Annotated in this window: 19 protein-coding genes; 4 read left to right on the top strand and 15 right to left on the bottom strand. The window is 58.2% G+C overall.

The window, feature by feature from the left end; translation table 11 throughout:
* Positions 1-151 precede the first annotated feature (151 nt).
* Together BXY66_RS13390 and BXY66_RS13385 are read left to right on the top strand one after the other, a co-directional pair.
* The gene (locus BXY66_RS13390) at positions 152-1,966 is read left to right on the top strand and encodes an autotransporter assembly complex protein TamA (RefSeq protein WP_132860779.1); all 1,815 of its coding nucleotides are present in this window, start codon (positions 152-154) and stop codon (positions 1,964-1,966) included.
* Entirely contained in the window at positions 1,966-5,373 is a 3,408-nt protein-coding gene (locus tag BXY66_RS13385; protein WP_132860778.1) for a translocation/assembly module TamB domain-containing protein, read from the top strand. The genes BXY66_RS13390 and BXY66_RS13385 overlap by 1 nt, the downstream gene beginning before the upstream one ends.
* On the opposite strand, the gene BXY66_RS13380 is transcribed toward BXY66_RS13385, so the two are convergent.
* From BXY66_RS13380 to BXY66_RS13365, 4 genes are all read right to left on the bottom strand, one after another.
* Positions 5,367-5,924, bottom strand: a complete 558-nt coding sequence (locus BXY66_RS13380; RefSeq protein WP_132860776.1) for a TetR/AcrR family transcriptional regulator — start codon at positions 5,922-5,924, stop codon at positions 5,367-5,369. The genes BXY66_RS13385 and BXY66_RS13380 overlap by 7 nt on opposite strands.
* 105 nt (positions 5,925-6,029) lie before the next feature.
* Positions 6,030-6,278 carry a DUF1826 domain-containing protein gene (locus BXY66_RS20695; RefSeq protein ID WP_279432501.1) on the bottom strand — a complete coding sequence of 83 codons (249 nt, stop codon included), beginning with the start codon at positions 6,276-6,278 and terminating at the stop codon, positions 6,030-6,032.
* Between the two features lie 18 nt (positions 6,279-6,296).
* Positions 6,297-7,508, bottom strand: a complete 1,212-nt coding sequence (locus BXY66_RS13370) for a GTP-binding protein (RefSeq protein WP_132860775.1) — start codon at positions 7,506-7,508, stop codon at positions 6,297-6,299.
* A gap of 155 nt (positions 7,509-7,663) precedes the next feature.
* On the bottom strand, positions 7,664-8,620 hold the full coding sequence (locus BXY66_RS13365) for a PLP-dependent cysteine synthase family protein (RefSeq protein WP_132860773.1): 957 nt from the start codon (positions 8,618-8,620) through the stop codon (positions 7,664-7,666).
* Positions 8,621-8,910: 290 nt separating this feature from the next.
* Here BXY66_RS13365 and BXY66_RS13360 point away from each other — a divergent pair, with 290 nt between their 5' ends.
* The gene (locus BXY66_RS13360; RefSeq protein ID WP_132860771.1) at positions 8,911-10,140 is read left to right on the top strand and encodes an L-lactate MFS transporter; all 1,230 of its coding nucleotides are present in this window, start codon (positions 8,911-8,913) and stop codon (positions 10,138-10,140) included.
* A 67-nt stretch (positions 10,141-10,207) separates the two neighbouring features.
* Here the strand turns inward: BXY66_RS13360 and BXY66_RS13355 are convergent, their stop codons facing one another.
* From BXY66_RS13355 to BXY66_RS13340, 4 genes are all read right to left on the bottom strand, one after another.
* Positions 10,208-11,359, bottom strand: a complete 1,152-nt coding sequence (locus BXY66_RS13355; RefSeq protein WP_132860769.1) for an adenylate/guanylate cyclase domain-containing protein — start codon at positions 11,357-11,359, stop codon at positions 10,208-10,210.
* A 60-nt stretch (positions 11,360-11,419) separates the two neighbouring features.
* Positions 11,420-12,454 carry an L-threonine 3-dehydrogenase gene (gene tdh, locus BXY66_RS13350; RefSeq protein ID WP_132861077.1) on the bottom strand — a complete coding sequence of 345 codons (1,035 nt, stop codon included), beginning with the start codon at positions 12,452-12,454 and terminating at the stop codon, positions 11,420-11,422.
* 17 nt (positions 12,455-12,471) lie between these two features.
* Positions 12,472-13,656, bottom strand: coding sequence for a glycine C-acetyltransferase (locus BXY66_RS13345; RefSeq protein ID WP_132860768.1), 1,185 nt, complete (start codon positions 13,654-13,656; stop codon positions 12,472-12,474).
* Between the two features lie 286 nt (positions 13,657-13,942).
* The gene (locus BXY66_RS13340; RefSeq protein ID WP_132861076.1) at positions 13,943-14,500 is read right to left on the bottom strand and encodes a helix-turn-helix domain-containing protein; all 558 of its coding nucleotides are present in this window, start codon (positions 14,498-14,500) and stop codon (positions 13,943-13,945) included.
* A gap of 131 nt (positions 14,501-14,631) precedes the next feature.
* On the opposite strand from BXY66_RS13340, the gene BXY66_RS13335 reads away from it, so the two are divergent.
* Positions 14,632-15,807: an acetyl-CoA C-acyltransferase family protein gene (locus tag BXY66_RS13335; RefSeq protein ID WP_132860767.1), complete on the top strand. Its 1,176-nt coding sequence runs from the start codon at positions 14,632-14,634 to the stop codon at positions 15,805-15,807.
* Between the two features lie 70 nt (positions 15,808-15,877).
* On the opposite strand, the gene BXY66_RS13330 is transcribed toward BXY66_RS13335, so the two are convergent.
* Genes BXY66_RS13330 through BXY66_RS13300 form a run of 7 tightly spaced genes read right to left on the bottom strand, consistent with a single transcriptional unit; the run spans position 15,878 to position 22,838 of the window.
* Positions 15,878-17,002, bottom strand: a complete 1,125-nt coding sequence (locus tag BXY66_RS13330; RefSeq protein WP_132860765.1) for a Gfo/Idh/MocA family protein — start codon at positions 17,000-17,002, stop codon at positions 15,878-15,880.
* The gene (locus BXY66_RS13325) at positions 17,002-18,060 is read right to left on the bottom strand and encodes a sugar phosphate isomerase/epimerase family protein (RefSeq protein ID WP_132860763.1); all 1,059 of its coding nucleotides are present in this window, start codon (positions 18,058-18,060) and stop codon (positions 17,002-17,004) included. Before BXY66_RS13325 ends, BXY66_RS13330 begins: the two co-directional genes overlap by 1 nt.
* Entirely contained in the window at positions 18,060-19,190 is a 1,131-nt protein-coding gene (locus BXY66_RS13320) for a Gfo/Idh/MocA family protein (RefSeq protein ID WP_132860761.1), read from the bottom strand. The genes BXY66_RS13325 and BXY66_RS13320 overlap by 1 nt, the downstream gene beginning before the upstream one ends.
* Before the next feature lie 3 nt (positions 19,191-19,193).
* Positions 19,194-19,940 (bottom strand): sugar phosphate isomerase/epimerase family protein, encoded by a 747-nt coding sequence (locus tag BXY66_RS13315; protein ID WP_132860759.1) that lies wholly within the window; start codon positions 19,938-19,940, stop codon positions 19,194-19,196.
* 24 nt (positions 19,941-19,964) lie between these two features.
* Positions 19,965-21,050 carry an ABC transporter ATP-binding protein gene (locus BXY66_RS13310; RefSeq protein WP_132860757.1) on the bottom strand — a complete coding sequence of 362 codons (1,086 nt, stop codon included), beginning with the start codon at positions 21,048-21,050 and terminating at the stop codon, positions 19,965-19,967.
* Between the two features lie 2 nt (positions 21,051-21,052).
* Positions 21,053-22,015 carry a carbohydrate ABC transporter permease gene (locus BXY66_RS13305; RefSeq protein WP_243694381.1) on the bottom strand — a complete coding sequence of 321 codons (963 nt, stop codon included), beginning with the start codon at positions 22,013-22,015 and terminating at the stop codon, positions 21,053-21,055.
* Positions 22,008-22,838, bottom strand: a complete 831-nt coding sequence (locus BXY66_RS13300) for a carbohydrate ABC transporter permease (RefSeq protein WP_425057073.1) — start codon at positions 22,836-22,838, stop codon at positions 22,008-22,010. The genes BXY66_RS13305 and BXY66_RS13300 overlap by 8 nt, the downstream gene beginning before the upstream one ends.
* Positions 22,839-22,994: the final 156 nt, after the last annotated feature.

The following is a 22,994-nucleotide window of genomic DNA, read 5'->3' as shown; positions in this document are numbered from 1 at the left end:
AATCTAATCCAGAATCAGCGGCGCATGCCGCACAAATTTCACCCATGCTTTTTATGGCCAAACCAAAACCTGTCCGCTAGGGTCAAATAAAGGACGTGAGCAGCAAGCAAAGCCGTATTTCGGCGCATTCAGGTTTAAAGGGTTCTGGCGAATGGCAAAGCGGACACTACCTTTCCGTTTTTTCCCTAAAACTCCCCATGTCCTAACGTCTCTTTTGCTTTGTTTAATACCCGGTCTGGCAAGCGCCTTTGACGCAATACTGGAAGGTATTGCACCGGACACACCCTTGTATCAAAGGGTCACCGGCGCCTCTCTGGTGTTTCAGGCAAAAGCCGAAGAAATCACCGATGGTCAAGATATCGTCGCTGCTGCGCAGGCCGATTACAAACGCCTGATAAGCGTTCTTTATGAGGCAGGCTACTTCGGTCCAAGTGTCAGCATTAATCTGGATGGCCGCGAAGCTGCGGACATTTCACCGTTTGCCACGATTACCTCGGTGAAACGGATCGTATTAGATGTGGACACCGGCCCTCAGTTCCAGTTTGGCGACGCAGTGGTCGCACCCGTTGCGCCGGAGACGGAACTACCTGACGGATTTGCCAGTGGCAAAACGGCTTCTGTGTCCGTCATTCAAGACGCAGCGGTTGCCGCTGTTGACGGCTGGCGGGCCAAGGGGCACGCAAAGGCGGATGTTGCTGGTCAAACCATCACCGCCGACCACCGCTCTGCTGAGCTGGACGCAAAAGTGGACATTGAACCCGGCCCGGAACTCACGTTCGGTCGGCTGATCTACACCGGCGAATCCCAGGTGCGCGACGAGCGGGTCGTTGCGATCGCGGACCTTCCCTCCGGTGAACGGTTCGATCCGGAAGAAGCCCGCCGCGTTGCAACCCGTCTGCGCCGGACCGGCACGTTCCGTGCCGTCGACCTTCGCGAAGCCGACGAACCCAACCCGGACGGGTCTCTGGACATGAACCTGACGGTTGTCGACGACAAACGGCGGCGGATCGGTTTTGGCGCGGAACTGGAAAGCCGCGACGGCCTTAGCCTGTCGGCATTCTGGCTGCACCGGAACCTGTTCGGGGGCGCCGAGAACTTCCGCATCGATGCATCCGTGGACAACCTCGGCGCACAATCAGGTGGCACAGACTACAGGATCGGCACCACGTATACCCGCCCTGCCACCTTGCGTTCGGATACTGAGCTTGCCATCGCCTTCGAAATCAAACAGGAAGACGAGCCGCTCTACTTTTTGCGGCAGGTCGGCACCGTGATCGGGTTTCGACGTGTCTACTCCAAAAGGGTCGAAGCCGAACTTGGCCTGGGCGTTTTTATCTCTGAGGTTGAAGACAATTTCGGCGTCAGGGACTTCGCCATCTACGGTTTGCCATTCCGCTTCAAATACGATGCGCGGGACGATATCGTTGATCCGACCCGCGGGTATTACGTTGGAGCAACCGCGTTTCCGTACCTTGGCTATGCCGACGCGAAAAACGCGCTTTTCCTGAAAGGTGATTTCAGAACCTATCGCGGCTTCGGCCTCGACAACCGCGTGATCGCGGCCGCACGGGTTCAGGTCGGCTCGATCATCGGACCAGACATTCCTGAAACGCCTCCGGACCTGCTGTTCTTCTCTGGCGGCGGCGGCAGCGTGCGTGGTCAGCCGTATCAATCCAACTTTGTCTCGGTTGGTGGGATCGACAGCGGTGGTTTGTCCTTCCTTGGTTTGTCTGGTGAATTGCGCGTGAAAGTGACCCAGCAGATTTCGGCGGTCGCCTTTTATGATGCCGGTTTCGTCGGGGAGACCGCGGATTTCACGGGCGCTGGCAACTGGCACGCAGGTGCCGGCCTTGGCGCGCGATATCACACCGGTTTTGGTCCCTTGCGGCTTGATCTCGGGTTCCCCGTGTCGGGTGATACATCCGGCGGACCTCAACTCTACATTGGCATTGGACACGCGTTCTGATGCGGTGGCTGGCGGTTCTCATATTGGCGTTAATGCCCTTACAGCTCTTCGCGCAAAGCTCGGAGGAAACTCCGGAAGCAAGCGAAGAAGACAAGGGGATGCTGGCAAACTTCATCGAAGAATCCCTGTCCGGCGCGGGCCGCAAGGTTGAAGTCATTGGTTTACGCGGAGCGATCAGCTCTGAAGCATCGCTACGGGAACTGCGCATTTCCGACGACGAAGGCGTCTGGCTCTCGCTGTCAGGCGTCACCTTGAACTGGAACCGGCTGGCCGTGCTGGCAGGCAATTTCGACGTCAACCAGCTAAAAGCTGACAGAATTGTCCTGACGCGGGTACCAAAGACCACTCCCCAGCCTGATGCGCCCAAGGCCGAGGCAACGCCGTTCTCGTTGCCGGAACTGCCCGTCAGCATCAATATTCAAGATTTGACAGCCACGCAGATTGACTTGGGTGAAGCAGTCCTGGGAGAAGCGCTGTCGCTGTCTTTGCAGGCCCGGCTTATTTTGTCCGGCGGTGATGGTGAAGCGCTTCTGAATGCCACACGCGTCGACGGCCCTGCATCTCATTTCCTTGTGGACGTGGGTTATTCCAACGCGTCGCGCCAACTGCGGCTTGACCTGAATGCGTCCGAGGCACAAGGCGGTATCATAACAACGCTCGCAGGCATCCCGGGTGAGCCCTCCATCGCGTTGACAATGCTGGGCGCTGGGCCGCTGGATGATTTCACCGCTGACATCAAACTTTCCAGTGACGGTCAGGATCGGCTCGCGGGGCAGGTTGTGCTTGGAGCACAGCCTATGCCCGAAGACGAAACTGCCCTCATGCGGACTGTCAGCGCAGACCTTCGCGGCGATATCGCTCCGCTTTTCGATGAAGAATATCGCAAGTTTTTTGGCACCGATATCGGCCTAACGACCTTCGCGCGGATATTTCCCGACGGACGCATCACACTGGAAAACCTCGCTCTATGGACTGCTGCACTCAATCTGGTGGGTGATCTCGAACTGGCGGCCAACGGAATGCCGAGCCAGTTTGGACTGAACTTGCGAATGCGCGATCCTGAAAATGAAGCAATGTTGCTTCCGGTTGCGGGTGATCCAATCCGACTTCAATCTGCCAATCTGACGGCCAGTTTTGATCATGACGTTGGCAATCGCTGGACACTCAACGGTACGGTGGACGGCCTCGACACGCCCGCGGTTGGTCTGAATCGTCTCGGTATTACCGGCAAGGGCATTATCAATCCGAACACACCGCTTCGAGTGTCCGCCGATCTGCTGTTGGACATGGCGGGTCTGCGTATGGAAGACGCTGGACTGTCCCAAGCCGTTGGCACAGACGGGACGCTCATGGCGAACCTGTTGTGGAATGAAGGCGCGGATGTAGAGATTTCAGAATTTGAACTGCTCTCAGGAGGGCTTGTCGCGCGCGGCAACGCGACAGTTAGCGGCCTGGATGAAAGCCTTACCGTTGCTGGAGCGGCCCGCGTGCTGGTGCCGGACGCTTCTCGCTTTTCTGCTGTCGCAGGGCGGGATCTCGGCGGAGAATTGGTCGCATCGGTCAATGGGAGCTTTGCCGCGCTTGATGGCGTTTTTGACGGCGAGGTTTCAGCCCGTACACGAGATTTGACCGTAGGCATCGCACAAGTAGACGCACTGGCCAAAGGTGAGGCCAATCTGAAAGTCTCCGCAGCGCGCACCTTCGAAGGCATCAACCTGCGGGAGTTTGCGCTCACCAGCGATGCGGTTTCTGCCGAGGGGCAAGGCATGCTATCGAGCGAAGCGGGCGACGTGGCATTCAACGTGAGTCTCACCGACACATCCTTGTTGGTTCCGGATATTTCCGGTCCCGCCACCGTCCGGGGAAGGGCGCAGCTTTCTGAAGGCAACTGGCAAGTTGATGCCAGCGCCACAGCGCCTGCGGACAGTTCAGCCAAAGTGCTGGCTACCGTGAACTCCGATGGACAGGCAAAGGCGGATTTTGATCTGAAGATCGGCAAGGTCGAACTCTTCGTGCCGTCTTTGCCGGGTTCGGCCAATGTCAAAGGATCGGCGTCCCAGAACGGCGATGTGTTCGACGTCAAACTGGCGGTTCAGGGTCCGTTGCAATCAACACTCAATAGCGAAGGCACCATTGATCCGACGGGTAACAGAAACGCGCTGACGCTGACTGGTGCGGTGCCGCTGGCAGCGGCGAACCCGTTCCTTTCCCCGAACTCCATTCAAGGCACTGCGCAACTGGACATGCAACTCAACGGCGCGCTCGATCCCGGCAACCTGACCGGGACGGTATCTCTGGGTGGTGGTCGTTTCGCTATGCCTGCTTTGCGCATGGCTTTCTCCGAAATTGGTGGCACTGTCACGCTGGCGGACTCTGTGGCTCGGGTAAACATGACCACCGACTATTCCGGTGGTGGCCAGATCGCAGTGAACGGTACCGTCGGCATTGCGCCGCCGTTCAATGCCAACCTTCCGGTGCAACTGATTGGACTCCGCCATCAGGAAGGCCGCTTCATCGAAACCGGCGTGGACGGCACCGTGACTTTGTCCGGTCCCCTGACGGGCGGTGGCTCTATCGCAGGTGATCTGGTTTTGGGAAAAACCGATGTACGCATTTCCGAGAGCGCGCTGGGCGGCGCAGCGGGCATTCCCGATGTCTTACACATCGCCGAGCCCGGCGGGTCGCGCACGACCCGATTGCGGGCAGGAGTTCTGGAGGAAGAGACCTCGTCGGGGTCATCTGCTCCGCCGTTCAACCTTGATATCTCGGTTCGAACAGGCGAACGCATCAACGTTTCAGGTCTGGGACTGGACACGGTTTTCGAAGGCGCGCTGACTTTGAAAGGCACGACGGCTGACGTGAAGCCAGAGGGCGGGCTTGAAGTGACACGCGGCCGCATGAACTTTCTTGGAAAGACGCTTGAAATCGACGAAGGCCGTGTCGCGCTGGCCGGTGGATTTACGCCAACGGTGCGTATTGTGGCCTTCGCCGATCAGACCGACGTCACCGTGAACCTGACCATTGAAGGATCGCTGGATGATCTGAAGATCAGACTCGATTCCGATCCGGAACTGCCCGAAGACGAAGTGCTGTCGCAACTCCTTTTCGGGCGGGACATTTCCAGTATTTCGCCCCTTCAGGCGCTCCAACTCGCAACCACGGTCAGGGCGCTGTCGCGCGGCGGCGGTGGTGGCGGCCTCTTTACCCTGACGTCGGACAGTGGCGGCGCAGGGTTGTCTACTGGCGGATATCTGAACGACAACCTCTATACTGAAATTGGTGTGGACAGCGACGGCAAAAGCACGATCGACCTAAATCTGGACGTAAATGACCGCGTGACGATTAAGGGGCGCGTGAACTCTGAAAACGAGACGGGCGTCGGCATTTTCTATCAGCACGATTACTGATTCCGCTTGAGAGACTTCAGGCACATGTCCCGCATTTGAGTGCGCTTCTCGTCCGTCAGATCGGCGCCCAGCATACGTTGCCACTTCAATGTGTTGCGGATCGCCCCGCCAATGAAGCCCCCCATCACACTGACATCACCCTCGATCAGCCATCCATCGGCCTGCAATTCCCGCAGCAAATCTCCAATGAACCGCGTTGTGCGCTCAAAGCTGCTCAGAACCTCTTCACCCGGCAGCAGCGGCACATTCGACAGGTATTCAAATAGGATTGCGCGATCAGGGTTTTCCCAGAAGAAGGTGATCTGGTTGTCGATGTAGCGGGTCAACCGCTCCGGTGCGCCTGCATCGGGCGCATCGCCAGCAACAAGGTTTTCTTCGACCACGCGCGCCAGATCGTCATAGACCGCACGGATCAACACATCCTTGTTTTCAAAGTGGTTGTAGAGAGATCCGGTTGCCACGCCCGCCCGGCTTGCAATCCGTGCCATGGACGCCTGCGTGCCGTGTTCCACCAACATTGCCGCAGTGGCCTCAAGAATCTTGTCCCGCATCCCGCCTCTTGTCCCCAAATCAGTGCCATTGAACACCTGTTCAACGCTGGACAATAGGCGGTGGTGCGGAACGGGGCAAGCGTCGTGACGGCCAACGTCAGAGAGTCAGAGTTCGCTCGCGGAATCTTCGACGGGATCCACCACCAGGACGGAGCGGACTTCACCCGACCCTTCTATTGGCGGTGATCGGTGACGCAAGCTGGGATTGGACAGGCCTTCTGACAACGTGCCCCGCAACACCATTGCGCCGCCTGTTGGCGCGGTCAGAATTTCTTCCGGGTCGTTGTATTTTGAAGTCGGCAAGCCCGTCGCGCGATGATGCCAAATGCACGCGGGACGCGGCCTGCACGTCACTCCACAAAGAGCCGTCCATCATTCTGCCGCCTCCGCGCGGCGCCAAACCGGGAAGGGATCAGGCAAATCAGGCAGACTGTCCGGACCACTTGCTGCAACAACCGGCAACAGTGCGGTATCCAAACGCGCCTTTAGCGCCGGCCAGTCGATGCCCGCACCGATAAACACAATCTCTTGCCGACGGTCGCCCCATGGTTCCTGCCAGTGTTGCTGCAAGTAGGCTTTTGCGCTGTCATGGTCGGGCCAGCGTTCCTTTGGGACAGTTGCCCACCAAGTGCCCAACGGCGTGACGGAGGACAACGCCCCTGCAAGGGAGAACTCCGCCACCCATTCCGGCCGCGTGGCAATCCAGAAATGGCCCTTGGCCCTGATGACACCGGGGAGATCACCGTTGAGGATTTCCATGATCTTCTCGGGCACAAAAGGCTGCCGTGCGCGGTACACGAAGCTTGCTACGCCATACTCTTCGGTTTCCGGCACGTGGTCGGAGAAACCATAAAGTTCTTTGGCCCACATTGGATGCTCATGGGCTTTGTCAAAGTCAAACAGGCCGGTGTCGAGAATTTCCTGCGCGGCGACGTTTGAATGATCGGTTTCCAGAATGCGCGCATCTGCGTTCAGGCTGCGAATGATTTTACGCGCTGCGTCGGTACGCTCTGGGCCGGCGTCGGAAACTTTATTCAGGATCACAACATCTGCAAATTCGATCTGATCGGTCAGCAGATGAACCAGTGTACGGTCGTCTTCTTCGCCAAGTGTTTCGCCGCGGTCGTGCAGGAAATCGTGGCTGGAGAAGTCTTTGAGCAAGTTGACCGCGTCGACGACGGTAACCATCGTGTCCAGTCGGGAGACGTCCGCGAGGCTGTCACCCAACTCATCTCGGAACTCAAAGGTCGCGGCGACGGGCAATGGCTCAGAGATGCCCGTGGACTCGATCAGCAAATAATCCAACCTCCCCGCCGTCGCCAGTTGCCGCACCTCGGCCAGAAGGTCATCGCGCAAAGTGCAGCAAATGCAGCCATTGGACATTTCGACAAGCGTTTCCTCCGTTCGCGACAGCTCGGTGTCGGCGCGCACCAGATCGGCGTCGATATTCACTTCCGACATGTCATTTACAATGACAGCGACACGCCGCCCGTCCCGATTGTTCAAAACACGGTTGAGCAGGGTGGTTTTTCCGGCTCCAAGAAATCCGGACAGAACGGTTACGGGCAGGCGATTGTCGGTCATGTCTGAAGTCCTCGTCGGTGCAGGTAGGGTGGCGAAAATCAATTTACGGCACATAATGGTATAACATAACAATAATCAGGTTGATAAACGGTGTTCTCGTGAAATTTTGCGGAGGCGGTTGCTGCCAACGGGATTGGCCGCCAATGGCGGGGTGATCATGCCCACAAGTCAGTAGACAAATATTTCAAACCGCTATCGCAAATCACAACCCCGACGACGCCACCCTTTTCCGGTCCTGCCAGCAAATCCAATGCAGCTGCAACGTTGGCACCAGCGGAGAAACCGCCAAAAATGCCTTCTTCTTTCGCCATCGCCCGCGCGGTTGCCCGCGCCTGTTCGCCGGTCACAGTGATATATCCGTCTACCGGCGCGTTTCGAAGAAAATCGAGTTCAGCCATCGCATATCCGCCGCCCTGCATGGGGTGCTCTGGCTGCGTTACTTCAGCGCCGGAAAGTGCGGCTGCTCCAATTGGCTCAAGCACGTATCCGCGAATGTCACGTTTGAACTCTTTCAAAGCGGTCATCGTGCCGCCGTAGGTTCCGCCGGATCCGGCGAAATCCACAAACGCGGTCAGCTCTTCGTCGCTGTCCCGCCACATCTCGGGACCGGTGGTTTCAAGATGCGCCCGAGCATTTCCGGCATGATGGAACTGATCTGCGCGATAAGCTCCGCGTTCCGCAACGATCTCCATCGCGACTTTGTCGACTTGTGCGAGGTCGCCGCCCGATACTTGTCCGGGTACTGACCCCGGAAGTTGATCCACCAGCACCACTTCAGCGCCCAGAGCTTCCATCATGCGGGCGCGCTCAACAGAATTGCCGCGGCTCATCACTGCCACAAACGGATACCCCTTGATCCCGCAAACAATGGCAAGCCCCGTGCCCATGTTGCCGCTGGTCAATTCCACAACAGTTTGTCCGGGGCGCAAGTCTCCCGATGCCTCGGCCATTTCGATGATGCCCTTGGCGGCGCGGTCTTTTTTGGAAAAGCCGGGGTTCAGGTAATCGAGCTTTGCCAGAATGCGCCCCTCAAGTCCGCGTGCAGCGATCATCCGGTCGAGCCACACCGATGGCGTCCTGCCAATCACCTCTAGTAAAGACCCTGCCGCCATGATTTTTCCCTCGCCATCGTCTTACTAGGCACTTTGCGCAATCGCGAATCAAAATCCAAGAAGTTCAGACCCTTGCACGGCTGGCAAACCCGAATTGCGGCCCCATTCTAGCTCCTGTTCAGATCCCGTTCACTCGGCCAAAACCTGCCTGAAAAGCCACGTCAAACGGCTGCAATCGGCTGGTCTTGGCCGAGTGTTAAAAAACGATTACAACCCGATCTTTTCGCTGATTTACCGCCCCAATCCGCCAGTCTAGGCGCCTTTCAGACATGAGTTTTTGGAGCGGTAAGATGTCAAAACGACCCCTTACGATTCTGCTTGCCGGGATCGGAATCAACCTTTCAATCGGCGTTCTGTACGCCTGGAGCGTGTTCAAAGATGCGCTTGTGAATGACCTTGGCTGGACGGCCACTCAAGCGTCGACGCCTTACAGTATCGCCATCGTGGTATTCTCCATCGCGACGCTGACCGCTGGTGTCCTTCAGGACAAATTTGGCCCGCGGCGGATCATCATGCTTGGTGGTGCGTTTGTGGGTTCAGGCATGATCCTCACCGGTCTTTTGACCAATCCCACAGCAGTGATGCTGACCTTTGGTGTGGTGGTTGGATCAGGCATCGGCTTTGCTTATGCCTGTGTGACGCCAGCAGCGATGAAATGGTGGCACCCATCCAAAAAAGGCATGGTCTCGGGCCTGATCGTCGGTGGCTTCGGCCTCGGTGCGGTCTATGTAGCGCCTTTGACCAAAGCCTTGGTCAATGCCTTCGACATCCAGACAGCCTTCATAATTCTCGGAACCGGCATCATCGCGATTTCAGTCGGTCTGGGCGCCACTGTCGTGAACCCGCCCAAAGGTTATGTCGCTGAAGGGCCCGAGGATTGGAACCCTGAAGCAGCCGGAACAGGCGTTGAAATGAACTGGCGCGAGATGATCAAGACACGTCAGTTCTATTTCTTGTTCATCATGTTCGCGCTGGCCTCCAGCGCCGGTGTCATGTTGATCGGGAACATCACCCAGATCGGTGCGCTCCAGGTTGGGCTTGAAGGCGCGGTCTATCTCGTCAGCCTTTTGGCCATCGCAAATGCGGCTGGTCGTGTTTTGGGTGGCATGGTGTCCGACAAGATCGGGCGAGTGAATACACTGATCGTGGCCTTTGTTTTGCAAGCCGCCAACATGTGGTTCTTCATGGGGATCTCGACCGAGGCCATGCTTATTGCAGGGGCCGTCACCGGTGCGCTCTGCTACGGTGCGTTGCTCAGCGTGTTCCCGTCGCTCACGGCGGACTACTTTGGCCTCAAAGGCTACGGTGCCAACTATGGCCTCGTTTACATTGGCTGGGGGCTTTCCGGTGCACTTGGTCCGGTGATTGCCTCGCTCAGCTTTGACAGTACCGGCAGCTTCAACACTGCCTACGTCATCAGCGCGGCCATGCTCGCAGGCGCGGCATTGATCGCCTTCATGACCAAGGCACCCTCGGCCGAAACAGACGTGCAAGAGAAAAAGGTTCTGGCCCGAGCCTGACGCGTCCTTCGCGAAAAACTCCACCTCGCCGGGCTGCGTTTCGGCGAGGTATTTTTTTGTCACGCAGCTAAGGATCAGGATCCATTGTGAAAACCTCAACCGCTTCTGGAAGCCCGCGCATCCGGTGACGTCCAAGCGAGCGGGTCTGCGTACCGAGTTGGACCGCCACATCGCGTGTCATCAAAACGTGCTCGCCCAATGTCTTGCAAAGCTCCTGCACGCGACTGGCGGTGTTAACTGCGCGCCCGACGACCGTGAAATCAAGCCGGTCGGGGCTGCCAATATTGCCATAGGTCACGTCGCCGTAGTCCAGCCCGACTACAAAGGCGATGGGTTGAATCGCGGTTTGGTTGTAGGTTTCCAGTTTCTGCAACGCCGCTTGTGCTGCGCTCGCGGCGGATTGGCAGGCTTCTTTCGTAGCCTCACCATCTCCAAAGACGGCAAGAATACCGTCGCCCATGAATTTCAGAACATCTCCGCCGTGGTCTTGTATGGCGCCAACCACCATCTCGAAATAGTCACCCATAACGGCAAGCAGTTGGTCTTCCGGCCACGTTTCCGATTTGGCCGTGAAACCACGCAAATCCGCAAAGAGGATCGCTGCGTTCAGCTTGCGAGATTCGCCCCGCTTGATGTGGCCCTGTCCGATTTCAATGGCTGGTCCCTGACCGAGATACGTCTGAAGTAGGCTCTTCTGGGACTCTCGCATCGCGATTGGCTCCAGCGCGGCAGCCAGCGCGTGTCGGGTATGCTCCAGCGCCTCGAGATGTCGGTCCGAAAACCCTTCCGGTGCGGCTGTGGTGAAGCTCGCGCCCTGAACGGCACCGTCGCCGTACTCGAGAGCCATCGCCAAGAAATCCGTGGCTCCAGCTTCTGCGAGTTCACGATAAAGGGTGTGCTTCCCGTCAAGGTCGACGCCGGTAAGTCGTTGGCGCAGCGACGAGCGTGTCGTCACAACATGTTCGAATGGGCTTCCGTGCCATGCACCTGTTGATAGGACTTCGGAAGCAACCGTGTATCGGTGGGTTTTTTCGGCGGTCCATATGATACCCCACGCACTCAGCAGAGGGTTCGCGTAGGTCTGCGCAATCCTCGCCCGCGCCAATGGCACACCCAACGCTACCAAAGCCTGACAGTACCCTTTCACAATGGCGATTTCGTCACCAATCAGGCGCCCTTCGGCGATCAGCCATTTGTTGAGGGTGTCGATGTCGCGCACGGTTCACTCACGGTCATGGTCGAACAATCCTACACCATGACCGCGCCAGTTCCAGCCAGCTTAGACCCCACGCCAGTCCAGCACGACTTTGCCCGATTTCCCCGACTTCATCGCTTCAAACCCGCTGGTGAAGTCTCCAACAGGCAATTCATGAGTGATCACGCGGCTCACATCCAGGCCGTTCTGCAACATGGCAATCATCTTGTACCAGGTCTCGAACATCTCGCGGCCATAGACGCCCTTGATGGTGATCGCCTTGAACACGATCCGGCTCCAGTCCACTGGCGATTTGCCTGGCGGAATACCCAAAAGCGCGATCTTGCCCCCCATCACCAAAGCCTCGACCATCTGGTCCAGCGCGATCTGGCTGCCACTCATCTCCAACCCAACATCAAAGCCCTCTTTCAGGCCGAGTTCGTGCATCACGTCGTTCAGGTCTTCCGTCGCAACATTCACGGTGCGCGCATTCGGAACGACGTGCTGGCTTAACGCCAATCTGTCGGGATTGATGTCGGTGATCACCACATGCCGCGCGCCCGCGTGTTTGGCCACGGCTGCTGACATGATCCCGATCGGACCTGCGCCTGTGATCAACACGTCTTCGCCCAGAAGATCAAAGCTCAATGCCGTATGAACGGCGTTCCCAAGCGGATCGAGGATGGCTCCGATTTCGTCGGGAATATCATCGGGTAAGGGCACCACGTTGAATGCGGGCAGGCGCAGGTATTGTGCAAAAGCGCCCTGAATATTCACGCCGATGCCGCGCGTGCCAGGGTCGAGGTGGAACTTGCCTGCACGCGCCTGCCGGCTTTCATGGCCGATGATGTGGCCCTCGCCGGAACAGCGCTGGCCGATCTCCAGCCCTTCGACATTGCGCCCCATTTCGACAATCTCACCGGCAAACTCGTGGCCGGTGATCATGGGGACCGGCACCGTCGCGCTGGCCCAGTCGTCCCAATTCCATATGTGGATATCCGTACCGCAAATTCCGGTCTTGTTGACCTTGATCAGAACCTCATCCGGCCCGATTTCCGGCACCGGAGCCTGCACCATCCACAACCCTTCCTCGGGTTTGGATTTTTCCAATGCGGTCATTGTGTTCGGTTTGCTCATCAGATGATCCCCAACTCTTTACCCACCTTGCCGAAGGCCGCCAGCGCGCGATCCAGATCGTCTTTGGTCAGTGCCGCGTTCATTTGCGTCCTGATCCGAGCCTGACCGCGGGGTACCACGGGGAAGAAAAAGCCGGAGACATACACGCCTTCGTCAAACAGCTTGGCTGCCATCTCCTGCGCCACGGTGGCTTCGCCAAGCATCACCGGAATAATCGGGTGCTCACCCGGTAAAATGTCAAATCCCAGCTTTTCGAGCCCGGCCCGCCAATAGTTGGCATTCTCAAACAGTTTCGCACGCGTTTCCGCACCCTCTTCCACCAGCCGGATTGCTTCTATCCCGGCGGCCACGATGCTTGGCGGCAGCGAATTGGAGAACAAATAGGGCCGCGCCCGCTGCCGCAGCAGGTCGATCACTGGCTGCGGCCCGGCGATATAACCGCCAATAGCCCCCCCAAGTGCCTTGCCCAGAGTTCCCGTGAGGATGTCCACATCCACACCAAAATGATCCGGCGTTCCGGCGCCGTTCGGCCCCATAAATCCCGTCGCGTGGCAGTCGTCCACCATGACCACCGCGCCATATTGCTTTGCCAGCCGCGTGATCTCCGGCAGGTTCGCCAGATAGCCATCCATGCTGAAAACACCATCAGTGGCGATCATGATATGTCGCGCACCTTCGTTGCGTGCATGTTTGAGCATCTCTTCAAGATCATTCATATCGTTGTTCGCATAACGATAACGCTTGGCCTTACACAGCCGGATGCCGTCGATAATTGACGCATGGTTGAGACTGTCTGACACAATGGCATCCTCGGCCGTCAGCAGCGGCTCGAACAACCCGCCGTTGGCGTCAAAACAGGCTGCAAACAGAATCGCGTCGTCCTTGTTCAGGAAATCCGCCAGCTTTTGCTCCAGGTCGCGGTGAATGTCCTGTGTGCCACAGATGAACCGCACCGAGGCCATGCCAAACCCGCGCGGGTCCATCGCGCCCTTGGCCGCCTCGATCAGCGCCGGATTGTCTGCCAATCCAAGGTAGTTGTTGGCACAAAGGTTGATGACATCCGCGTCGCCCACCTGAATCTCACCGCCCTGAGGCGAGGTGATCATTCGCTCACGTTTCATCAGCCCTTCGGCGTCGATGGTTTTCAAAGTGTCACGAATGTCGTTCAGGAAAGCGTCAGACATGGGGTCCTCCATAATGATGGAACTACATCTAGCATAACGGACATGCGTCCGAAAAGTGGGAAATTCAAGATAACGGACAAATATCCGCAATTAGGGAAATCGTTTGTTGGGAGTGTAGCACAATCCAATAGCGCGGGCTGCAAGCCCGTGCTGCGCCCGACGCTCCCCACGGGAGGGCGCTTGTCGACGTTTCAAAAGAAATTGATGCTTGGTGGTTTTCAGCGCTTCAAGACAAGTAGAGAGGGATCGAGCGCGCCCACCCAGCGTCGGGCGCAGCCCTCATCTCTCAAGCGTTCTTCACAATCAAAAACACCCGCGCTGCCGCGCTTGCTTCGATCGCATGTGCCACATCCGCCGCATAACGCGCTGTGTCACCCTCCGCCAAATCCTGAGTTGCGCTGCCACTGGTCACGCGCACTGCACCTGACAATACGGTCAACTGCTCGGTCGCACCACGCGCATGCGGCTGACTTTTCAGGTTGCCGCCCTTCTCAAACCGGATGTCATAAACCTCATGCCCGCCAGCCTCCTCAGGTGGCGACAAAACGCGGATCAGGCAACTTTCGCCCATCTTGTCAAAGCTCGGCACATCCGAGGCCCGCAGCACATCCACCTTGTCGCCTGCATCCGCATCAAGCAGACCGGCAAAATCCACCTGCAAGGCGCGTGTCAGGTTCCAAAGCGTCGCAATTGTTGGGCTGCTTTCGCCGCGTTCGATCTGGCTCACCATAGACCGGCTGACGCCCGAAAGTTTCGCCACCGCGTCCAGTGACAAGCCCTGTTCGCGGCGCGCCTCGCGCAGACGGGACGGCAAAAGATCGAGAATGGGCAAGTCGTTTTCCATGCCCTTCAGATGCGGCGAACCGTCCCCGTTTGTCAATCAAAGCGCGTCCGTAGAAACTCTGTGACGCACCGTTTCACCTGACTCGGCAATGCTGCACCTGCATAGTGCGCGCAAATCTTCAGGAGGACACCATGTCAGATATCGTCATTCTCGGCGGCGCCCGCACCGCCATCGGCACTTTCGGCGGCTCGCTTGCCAACACCGCGCCCATCGACCTTGGCACCGTCGTGGCCAAAGAAGCCATGTCACGCTCCGGCGTCGAGGCCGGCCAGATCGGCAATGTGGTCTATGGACACGTGATCAACACTGAGCCACGCGATATGTATCTTTCTCGCGTTGCGGCTGTGAACGCGGGTATTCCGAACACAACGCCTGCAATGAACGTGAACCGCCTCTGCGGATCCGGTGCACAGGCCATCGTCTCCGCCACGCAATCCCTGATGCTCGGTGATGCGGACTTCGCGCTCGCAGGAGGCGCCGAAAACATGTCCAAATCGCCTTACATCATGCAGTCCCAGCGCTGGGGCCAAAAGATGGGCGACGTCAAAACGCTCGACATGATGCTGGGCGCGCTGAATTGCCCCTTCGGCACCGGCCACATGGGTGTCACCGCCGAAAATGTTGCAGATGAGCATGACGTTACCCGTGAGGACATGGACGCCTTCGCGCTCGCGTCTCAGCAGCGCGCCGCCGCAGCCATCGAAGCCGGCTATTTCGACGAGCAGATCGTACCGGTCGAGGTTAAAGTGAAGCGCGACATGGTCGCCTTTGCCCGCGACGAGCACCCAACCGCGTCCACCATGGAAACTCTCGGCAAGCTGCGCCCTGTATTCAAGAAAGACGGTCGTGTCACCGCGGGCAACGCTTCGGGCATCAACGATGGCGCTGCCGCCATTGTTCTCGCGCGTGCCGAAGCCGCGGAGAAGGCCGGTCTGACACCGAAGTTCCGCGTATTGGGCTATGCCCACGCCGGTGTGCGTCCCGAAGTAATGGGCATCGGTCCTGTGCCTGCGGTGGAGAACCTGCTGGCAAAAACAGGTCTGGCAATCACCGACTTTGACGTGATCGAAAGCAACGAAGCCTTCGCAGCTCAGGCGATTGCCGTGAACAAAGGCCTCGGTCTTGATCCGGCCAAAGTGAACCCGAATGGCGGCGCGATCGCGCTCGGTCACCCCGTCGGCGCAACAGGCGCAATCATCACCGTCAAGGCAATGTACGAACTTGAGCGCATTGGTGGCTCCAAGGGTTTGATTACCATGTGCATTGGCGGCGGTCAGGGCATCGCTATCGCTATTGAGCGCATCTAAGGCGCAACGCTTGAAAGTAAAACGGCGCGGGGAGGTTCCCCGCGCCGTTTTCGTTCCGCATGAGGTGACCTCAGGAGGATAGGTCACACCAAGCGGCGTTTGCCTTTGTCGATCGCTGGCAGGCATCGATAAATGCCATGCCTGCAACTGCCTCGGCGATTCCCGGAACTGTGTCCGACGCTCCGGTTTTGCCGTCTGCAAGATGGTCTGCAACTTCGCGGTAGAGCGTGCCAAACGCTTCGAGATAGCCTTCTGGATGGCCCGCGGGTATCCGCGTCACAGCCTCTGCTGCAGACATGGCGCCGGCACCGCCGCGCGTGATGCGCTGTTCGACGCCACCAATCGGCGTGTAGATCAGCTCGTTCGGATTTTCCTGCGCCCAGCTCAAACCGCCTTTGTCGCCATGAATGCGCAGCTTCAACCCGTTCTCGGTGCCCGTGGCAACCTGACTGGCGAAAATGGAACCACGAGCGCCCGAGTCGAACCTCAGCAGGATGTTGGCGTTGTCATCAACCTCACGTCCGTCCACAAAACTCTGCAAATCCGCGGCCAGATGACTGGCGGTTTCGCCCGCCACAAAGCAGGCGAGGTTATAGGCATGCGTGCCGATGTCTCCGATGGCACCGGCGCCGCCCGTGCGCGCGGGATCGGTGCGCCACGCGGCCTGTACATTATCCGGATCAGCGGGGCGGCTTAGCCAGTCCTGCAGATATTCGGCGTGAACAAGTCGGATGTTCCCCAACATGCCCTCGGCCACCATCTGTCGCGCCTGCCGCACAAGCGGGCTTCCGGTGTAGTTGTGCGTCAGGAAGAATTGCGCCTCATACTGGCTGCATTCCCCAGCAAAGGACTGCGCGGTTTCGAGATCTGTGGTCAGCGGCTTGTCGCAGATCACATGTATGCCAGCCGCTAGAAATGCCCGTGCAACCGGAACATGCATATGGTTCGGGGTCACGATGGACACCGCATCGATGCCATCCTCGCGTGCGGCTTCCTCGCGGGCCATTTCCTCGAAGGACCCGTAGCTACGTGACAACCCGATAGCGGCCGCTGATCGGGCTGCTTTTTCAGGCGTGGAAGAAAGGTTGCCGGCAACGAGGTCCCAGCGATCATCCAGTCGCGCTGCCATACGGTGGACCGCGCCGATAAAAGCCCCTTCGCCACCGCCGACCATGCCAAGTTTGAGACGCGCCATCACGACAATCCCAGAAGTTCGCGGGTTTCCTGTTGGCTGAGCCCCGAGTCCGCAAAGTCGTCAAACGCCTTCTCGGTCACATCAATGATGTGATCCATGATGAATGGTGCGCCTTCGGCCGCGCCGGTTGCAGAGTCCTTCAGGCAGCATTCCCATTCCAGCACAGCCCAGCTGTCATAACCGTGTTGCGCCAGCTTCGAGAAAATCGCGCGGAAATCGACTTGTCCGTCACCCAGACTGCGGAACCGGCCCGCACGATTGATCCAGGGTTGGTACCCCGAGTAAACGCCTTGGCGCCCGTCCGGGCGGAACTCCGCGTCTTTGACGTGAAACGCCTTGATGCGCTCGTGGTAGATGTCGATGAAGGCCAGGTAATCCAGCTGCTGCAACAGAAAGTGGCTCGGATCGTAGTTGATCGTACAGCGTGGATGGTTGCCCAGCCGATCCAGCAGCATTTCGAATGTGGCTCCGTCAAACAGATCCTCGCCCGGATGAAGCTCAAACGCGATGTCCACGCCGAGGTCGTCGTAGGCATCCATCACCGGTTTCCAACGCCGTGCCAACTCGTCAAAGGCTTCGTCAATCAACCCTGCTGGCCGCTGTGGCCAGGGGTAGAGATAGGGAAATGCGAGCGAGCCTGAAAAGGACACCGTGACATCCAGCCCCAGCTTACGCGACGCCTGCGCGGTCTTGATCAACTGATCATGCGCCCATTCTGTCCGCGCCTTGGCATTCCCGTGCACAGCCGCCGGTGCAAATCCGTCGAACTGTTTGTCGTATGCGGGATGCACCGCAAGCAGCTGTCCCTGAATGTGGGTCGAAAGCTCGGTCAACTCTATGCCGCGCTCTGCCAGCATACCTTTCAGATCATCACAATAGGTTTGGCTTTCTGCGGCCTTGTCCAGATCCATCAGGCGGGCGTCGCCCGAAGGAACCTGAAGGCCCTTGTAGCCAAGACCGGACGCCCAATCCGCAATGGTATCGAGCTGATTAAATGGTGCGGTATCATCCGCGAACTGCGCCAGAAACAGCGCAGGTCCCTTAATCATCGTCGGCATCAGGTCTCCTCCAGTTCCATGATGGCAAAGGCATCATCCGCGCTGAACGGGGCAGGGCGCTCACAGGTGGTTTTGATGTCGATGGCGTTGCCCGTTTCGCCGGCTTCCAGAATCGCGCCCATGACTTCGACCACATGCCCAGCCAGATCATCGTTGCACCGGTGCGGGCGACCTTCACGAATAGCGGCTGCCATGTCCGCGAGACCCGCGCCACGATAGTTTGCGTTGTCGCCGTCATTGGGTTGGCTGAACGGATGGCCGGTGGAAATCAGCGCTTCCGATCCGTCACCCTTGGCCAGCCGCAACTGACCGCCAAAGAAGTTGGGGTCTGGTACGTAAAGCGTGCCTTCCTGACCATAAAGCTCCATGTTGGAATGCCCGTGGTCCTTCACGTCCCAACTGGTGCCGTAGCTTATGACCGCGCCATTCGCGAATTGCAGGATCGAATGCACCGTGGTTGGCGTGTCGACCGGGATCTTCTCGCCGTCGCGCGGCCCGCATCCAATTGTGCGATGGGAATTCGGCGTGCTGCTCATGGCGACCACGCGGGACACCGGGCCCAGCAGCTGAACAAGATTGGACAGGTAATAAGGTGCCAGATCAAAAATCGGGCCTGCGCCGGGCTGGAAGAAGAAATCCGGATTTGGATGCCAGTGCTCCATCCCGCCGCTCATGACGTGGATTGTGCCGGAGTTCACGCGCCCGATTTCGCCGGCATCGATCAATTCCCGTGCTTTCTGGTGGCTGCCGCCCATGAACGTGTCTGGCGCGGACCCGATCCGCAGACCCTTTTCCTCCGCCAGCGCCTTCAACGCCGCCCCTTCCTGGGCAGTCAGCACAAAAGGCTTTTCGGAGTACACATGTTTGCCCGCCTTGAGGATGTTGCTGGACACTTCGAAGTGCGCATTTGGCACTGTCAGGTTCACCACAACCTCGATTTCCGGATCGGCCAGCAATTCCTCGATCGTCAGCGCGCGAAGATCGTATTCTGCCGCGCGCGCTTCGGCCGCTTCCATATTCAGGTCAGCACAGGCAACGACCTTGTAGTCGCGGAAAAACCGACCCATTCGCATATAGGTGGATGAAATGTTGCCGCATCCGATAATGCCGACTTTGACTGCTTCACTCATCACTCACATCCCTTTCAGATTTGTCATCGAGACGGTTGCAAAACGATCTGCGTCGCTCGGCTTGTCTTGTTCCGCAACGAGGATGGCGTTCGGCGCCTTTGCACGGATCAGCTTCAACAGACCGGCCCAATCCACGACACCTTCGCCAATATCTGACCAGCCATCTTCATCCAGCCCCTCGCCTTCCTTGGCGATGTCCTTGACGTGCACTGCCACCAGACGGTCGGCCCATTTCTCAACAAACGGCGCAGGGTCGAGACCGGCGCGCGCAACCCAACCCAAGTCGGCTTCCCAGCCGATTGAAGTCGCCGCTTCCAGCATCACTTCCATCGGGTAAGTCCCGTCCGGGAGAGCTTCGAACTCGAAATCATGATTGTGCCAGCTGAACGATTTGCCTGTCGCTTTGACCTTCTCGCCGATCGCCGCCAGCTCCTTGGCGAATGCCTGCCAGCCGGCGGTGTCCGCGGGACGCACTTCGGCGTTCAGATAGGGAACGATCACATGCTCGATGCCCAGGGTCTCCGCCAGCGCCATCACGCCGTCGAAGTTTTCGCGCAGATCATCGATGCCAAAGTGACCGCTCGGCATCGTCAGGCCGTTGGCACGCATCGCTTCGGAGAAGCTGTCAGCGTTGCCGTAAACACCGCCATAGCCTTCGACAGCAGTGTAGCCCAGCTCGGCCAAACGCGAGAGAAAGGCCTCTTGGCTCGCGACATCACGCGAGGAATACAGTTGGAATGAAAAACCCATTTCAGTCTCCGAAAATTAGGGGCGTCAAAGACGCTCCTCGGTTGTCTTGTCAAAAAGAGAGCCCTGCGCCGGGTCGAACCCGATCCGCAGCGTGTCGCCAGCCGCCACCCGAGCCTGTCCGCTCATGCGGAACCGGAAAGGGGTACCAGCCAATGTTGTGTAAACCAGCGTGTCCGCGCCCATGGCTTCGAACAGTTCCACCGTGATCTCTGCAGTGAATGGTTGTTTGTCCACGTCGGTACCGGTGATGACCGCCTCCGGACGCACGCCAAGCCAAGCGGGACGCGGTGAAAGTGCACCTTGTGAAGCTTCATAGCCGGCCAGCGGCATCTTCATGTCCGCCGCCAAGAATTCTGGCGCGGTGCCGTCCGTGATGGAACCTTCGAAGAAGTTGATCGTCGGCGACCCGATAAAGCCTGCGACGTATTTGTTTGACGGACGGTTGTAGACTTCGGAAGGGCTGGCAATCTGTTGCACGACGCCGCCCCGCATGATCGCGATCCGGTCGGCAAGCGTCATCGCTTCGACCTGATCGTGCGTTACATAGATCATGGTGTTGTCGAGTTTCTGGTGCAGCAGCTTGAGTTCTACCCGAAGGTCGGCGCGTAGCTTCGCATCAAGGTTGGAAAGAGGCTCGTCAAACAGGAACACATCCACGTCCCGCACCAGCGCGCGACCGATTGCGACACGCTGGCGCTGTCCGCCCGACAGGGCAGCAGGCTTGCGTTTCAGAAGCGGCTCGATCTGCAGGATTTCCGCCGCGCGGGCGACCCGCTCAGCAATTTCCGCTTTTGGGACACGGGCGTTTTTCAGGCCGAAGGACAGGTTCCCTTCGACTGTCATCTGCGGATAGAGCGCGTAGGACTGAAACACCATGCCGATGCCTCGTTCGCTGGGCTCTTCCCATGTCACGTTGCGACCGCCGATGTGGATTTCGCCGTCCGTGATGTCCAGCAGGCCTGCCACACAGTTCAGAAGTGTGGACTTGCCACAGCCTGATGCACCAAGCAGCACGAGGAACTCGCCCTCCTCGATCTCGATATTGAGCTTGTCCAGCACGCGCACGGCGCCGAATTCAAGCGTGAGGTCTTTGACAGTTACATTGGTCATGGTCAGCCCTTTACTGCGCCGGCGGCGATGCCGCGCACGAAGAGTTTGCCGGAGGCAAAGTAGATGATGAGAGGGACAAGGCCGGTCAGAAGCGTGGCGGCCATGTTGACGTTATATTCCTTCACGCCCTGCACCGAGTTGACGATATTGTTGAGCTGCACCGTCATCGGATAGGTCTCGGGCTTGGTGAAGATCACCCCGAACAGGAAGTCATTCCAGATACCTGTGACCTGAAGGATCATCGCCACAACAAAGATCGGCAGAGCCATTGGCAGCATGATCCGGAAATAGATGCCCCAGAACCCGGCGCCGTCCACGCGGGCGGCCTTGAAAAGCTCTTCCGGCACCGAGGCGAAATAGTTGCGGAACAACAGCGTCAGGATTGGCATGCCAAAGATTGTGTGAACGATCACAAGTCCCCAAATACTGCCCATCAGGCGGATTTTGGTTCCCGTGATGGCCGACAGCACGTCACCGGCTTCACGCAACAGGATAACAATCGGATAGATCATCACCTGATAGGGAATGAAGGCTCCAAAGATCAGAATGGTGAAGAAGACTTCCGAACCCTTGAACTTCCAGAGTGACAGGGCATAGCCGTTGACCGAGGCAATCGCGATAGAGATCACCACCGAAGGCACGAGGATCTGCACGGAATTCCAGAAGCCGCGGCTCAGGCCATCGCAGTTGATGCCGGTACAGGCTTCCGCCCAGGCCTTCACCCATGGCTCGAATGTCACTTCGACTGGCGGAGAGAACACATTGCCGAGCCGGATTTCCGGCATGCCTTTTAGTGAAGTCACGATCATCACGTAAAGCGGCAACAGGTAGTAGACGGACGCCACGAACAAGGTGCCATAGAGCATGATGTTTGCAGGAGACAGGCGGCGGCGCGGTTTTGCGCCACGAGGCGTTACGCGTTGTTTTGCGGGTGCCGTATTGGCGTTTGCGGTTGCATCAGTCACGGCGCTTGCCTCCGAATTCAAGGTAGGCCCAGGGGATCAGCACCACGAGGACGCTCAGGAGCATCATGGTGGAGGCCGCAAAGCCCTGCCCAAGATTCTGGGATTGGAACATTTTCTCGATGACGTATTTCGCGGGAACTTCCGAGGATATGCCTGGTCCCCCCGACGTTTGGGCGACAACAAGGTCATAAACTTTGATGATCCCTGCGGCGATCAGCACCAGCGCAGTCACAAAGACCGGACGCATCATTGGAATGATCACAACGATGTAGGTTTTCCAAACGGGGATTCCTTCGACACGCGTGGCTTTCCAAATGTCTTCGTCGATGCCGCGCAAACCGGCCAGCATGATGACCATGATAAAGCCGGAGCCCTGCCAGATGCCGGCAATCAGGATGCCGTAGATAACGATGTCCGCGTTGTTCAGGGGGTCAAACGCAAAGCTTTCCCAGCCCCAGCGCTGCACCACGCTTTGAATGCCAAACTGGGGATTGAGAACCCATTGCCAGACAAGGCCGGTAACGATGAAGCTCAAGGCGAACGGATACAGAAAGATCGTGCGGAACACGTTCTCGCCGCGGATTTTCCGGTCCAGAAGAGCCGCCAGAGTAAAGCCGATCACAAGGCTCAGGATCAGCGAGCAAACCCCGTATATCGCGAGGTTCTCGATGCTGACCAGCCAGCGCCGTGTGCTCCAAAGACGTTCGTACTGATCAAGCCCGACCCATTTGTCCGGCGCCGGCAGTAGTCGCGATTTGGTAAATGAGTGGTAGATCGTCCACCCCGTGCATCCGATGAAAACCACAACAGCGGTCAGTATCATCGGGATCGAGGCGAGCTTTGCCGTCAGGTTCTTGAATAGGCGGTTGGGTTTCTTGGACGTGGTCCTCGCGGACTCCGTCCCCCCGCTGTCGGTCACAGCCATAGTCAGCGTCCCCCGCTTGATCCCGCATCCCGACGGGCCAAGCTGAAATCTGTG

This window comes from Shimia isoporae, assembly GCF_004346865.1.
Taxonomy (GTDB): domain Bacteria; phylum Pseudomonadota; class Alphaproteobacteria; order Rhodobacterales; family Rhodobacteraceae; genus Shimia; species Shimia isoporae.
Note: the sequence above shows the minus strand (reverse complement) of the source record. Positions and strands in the feature narration are given on the sequence as shown.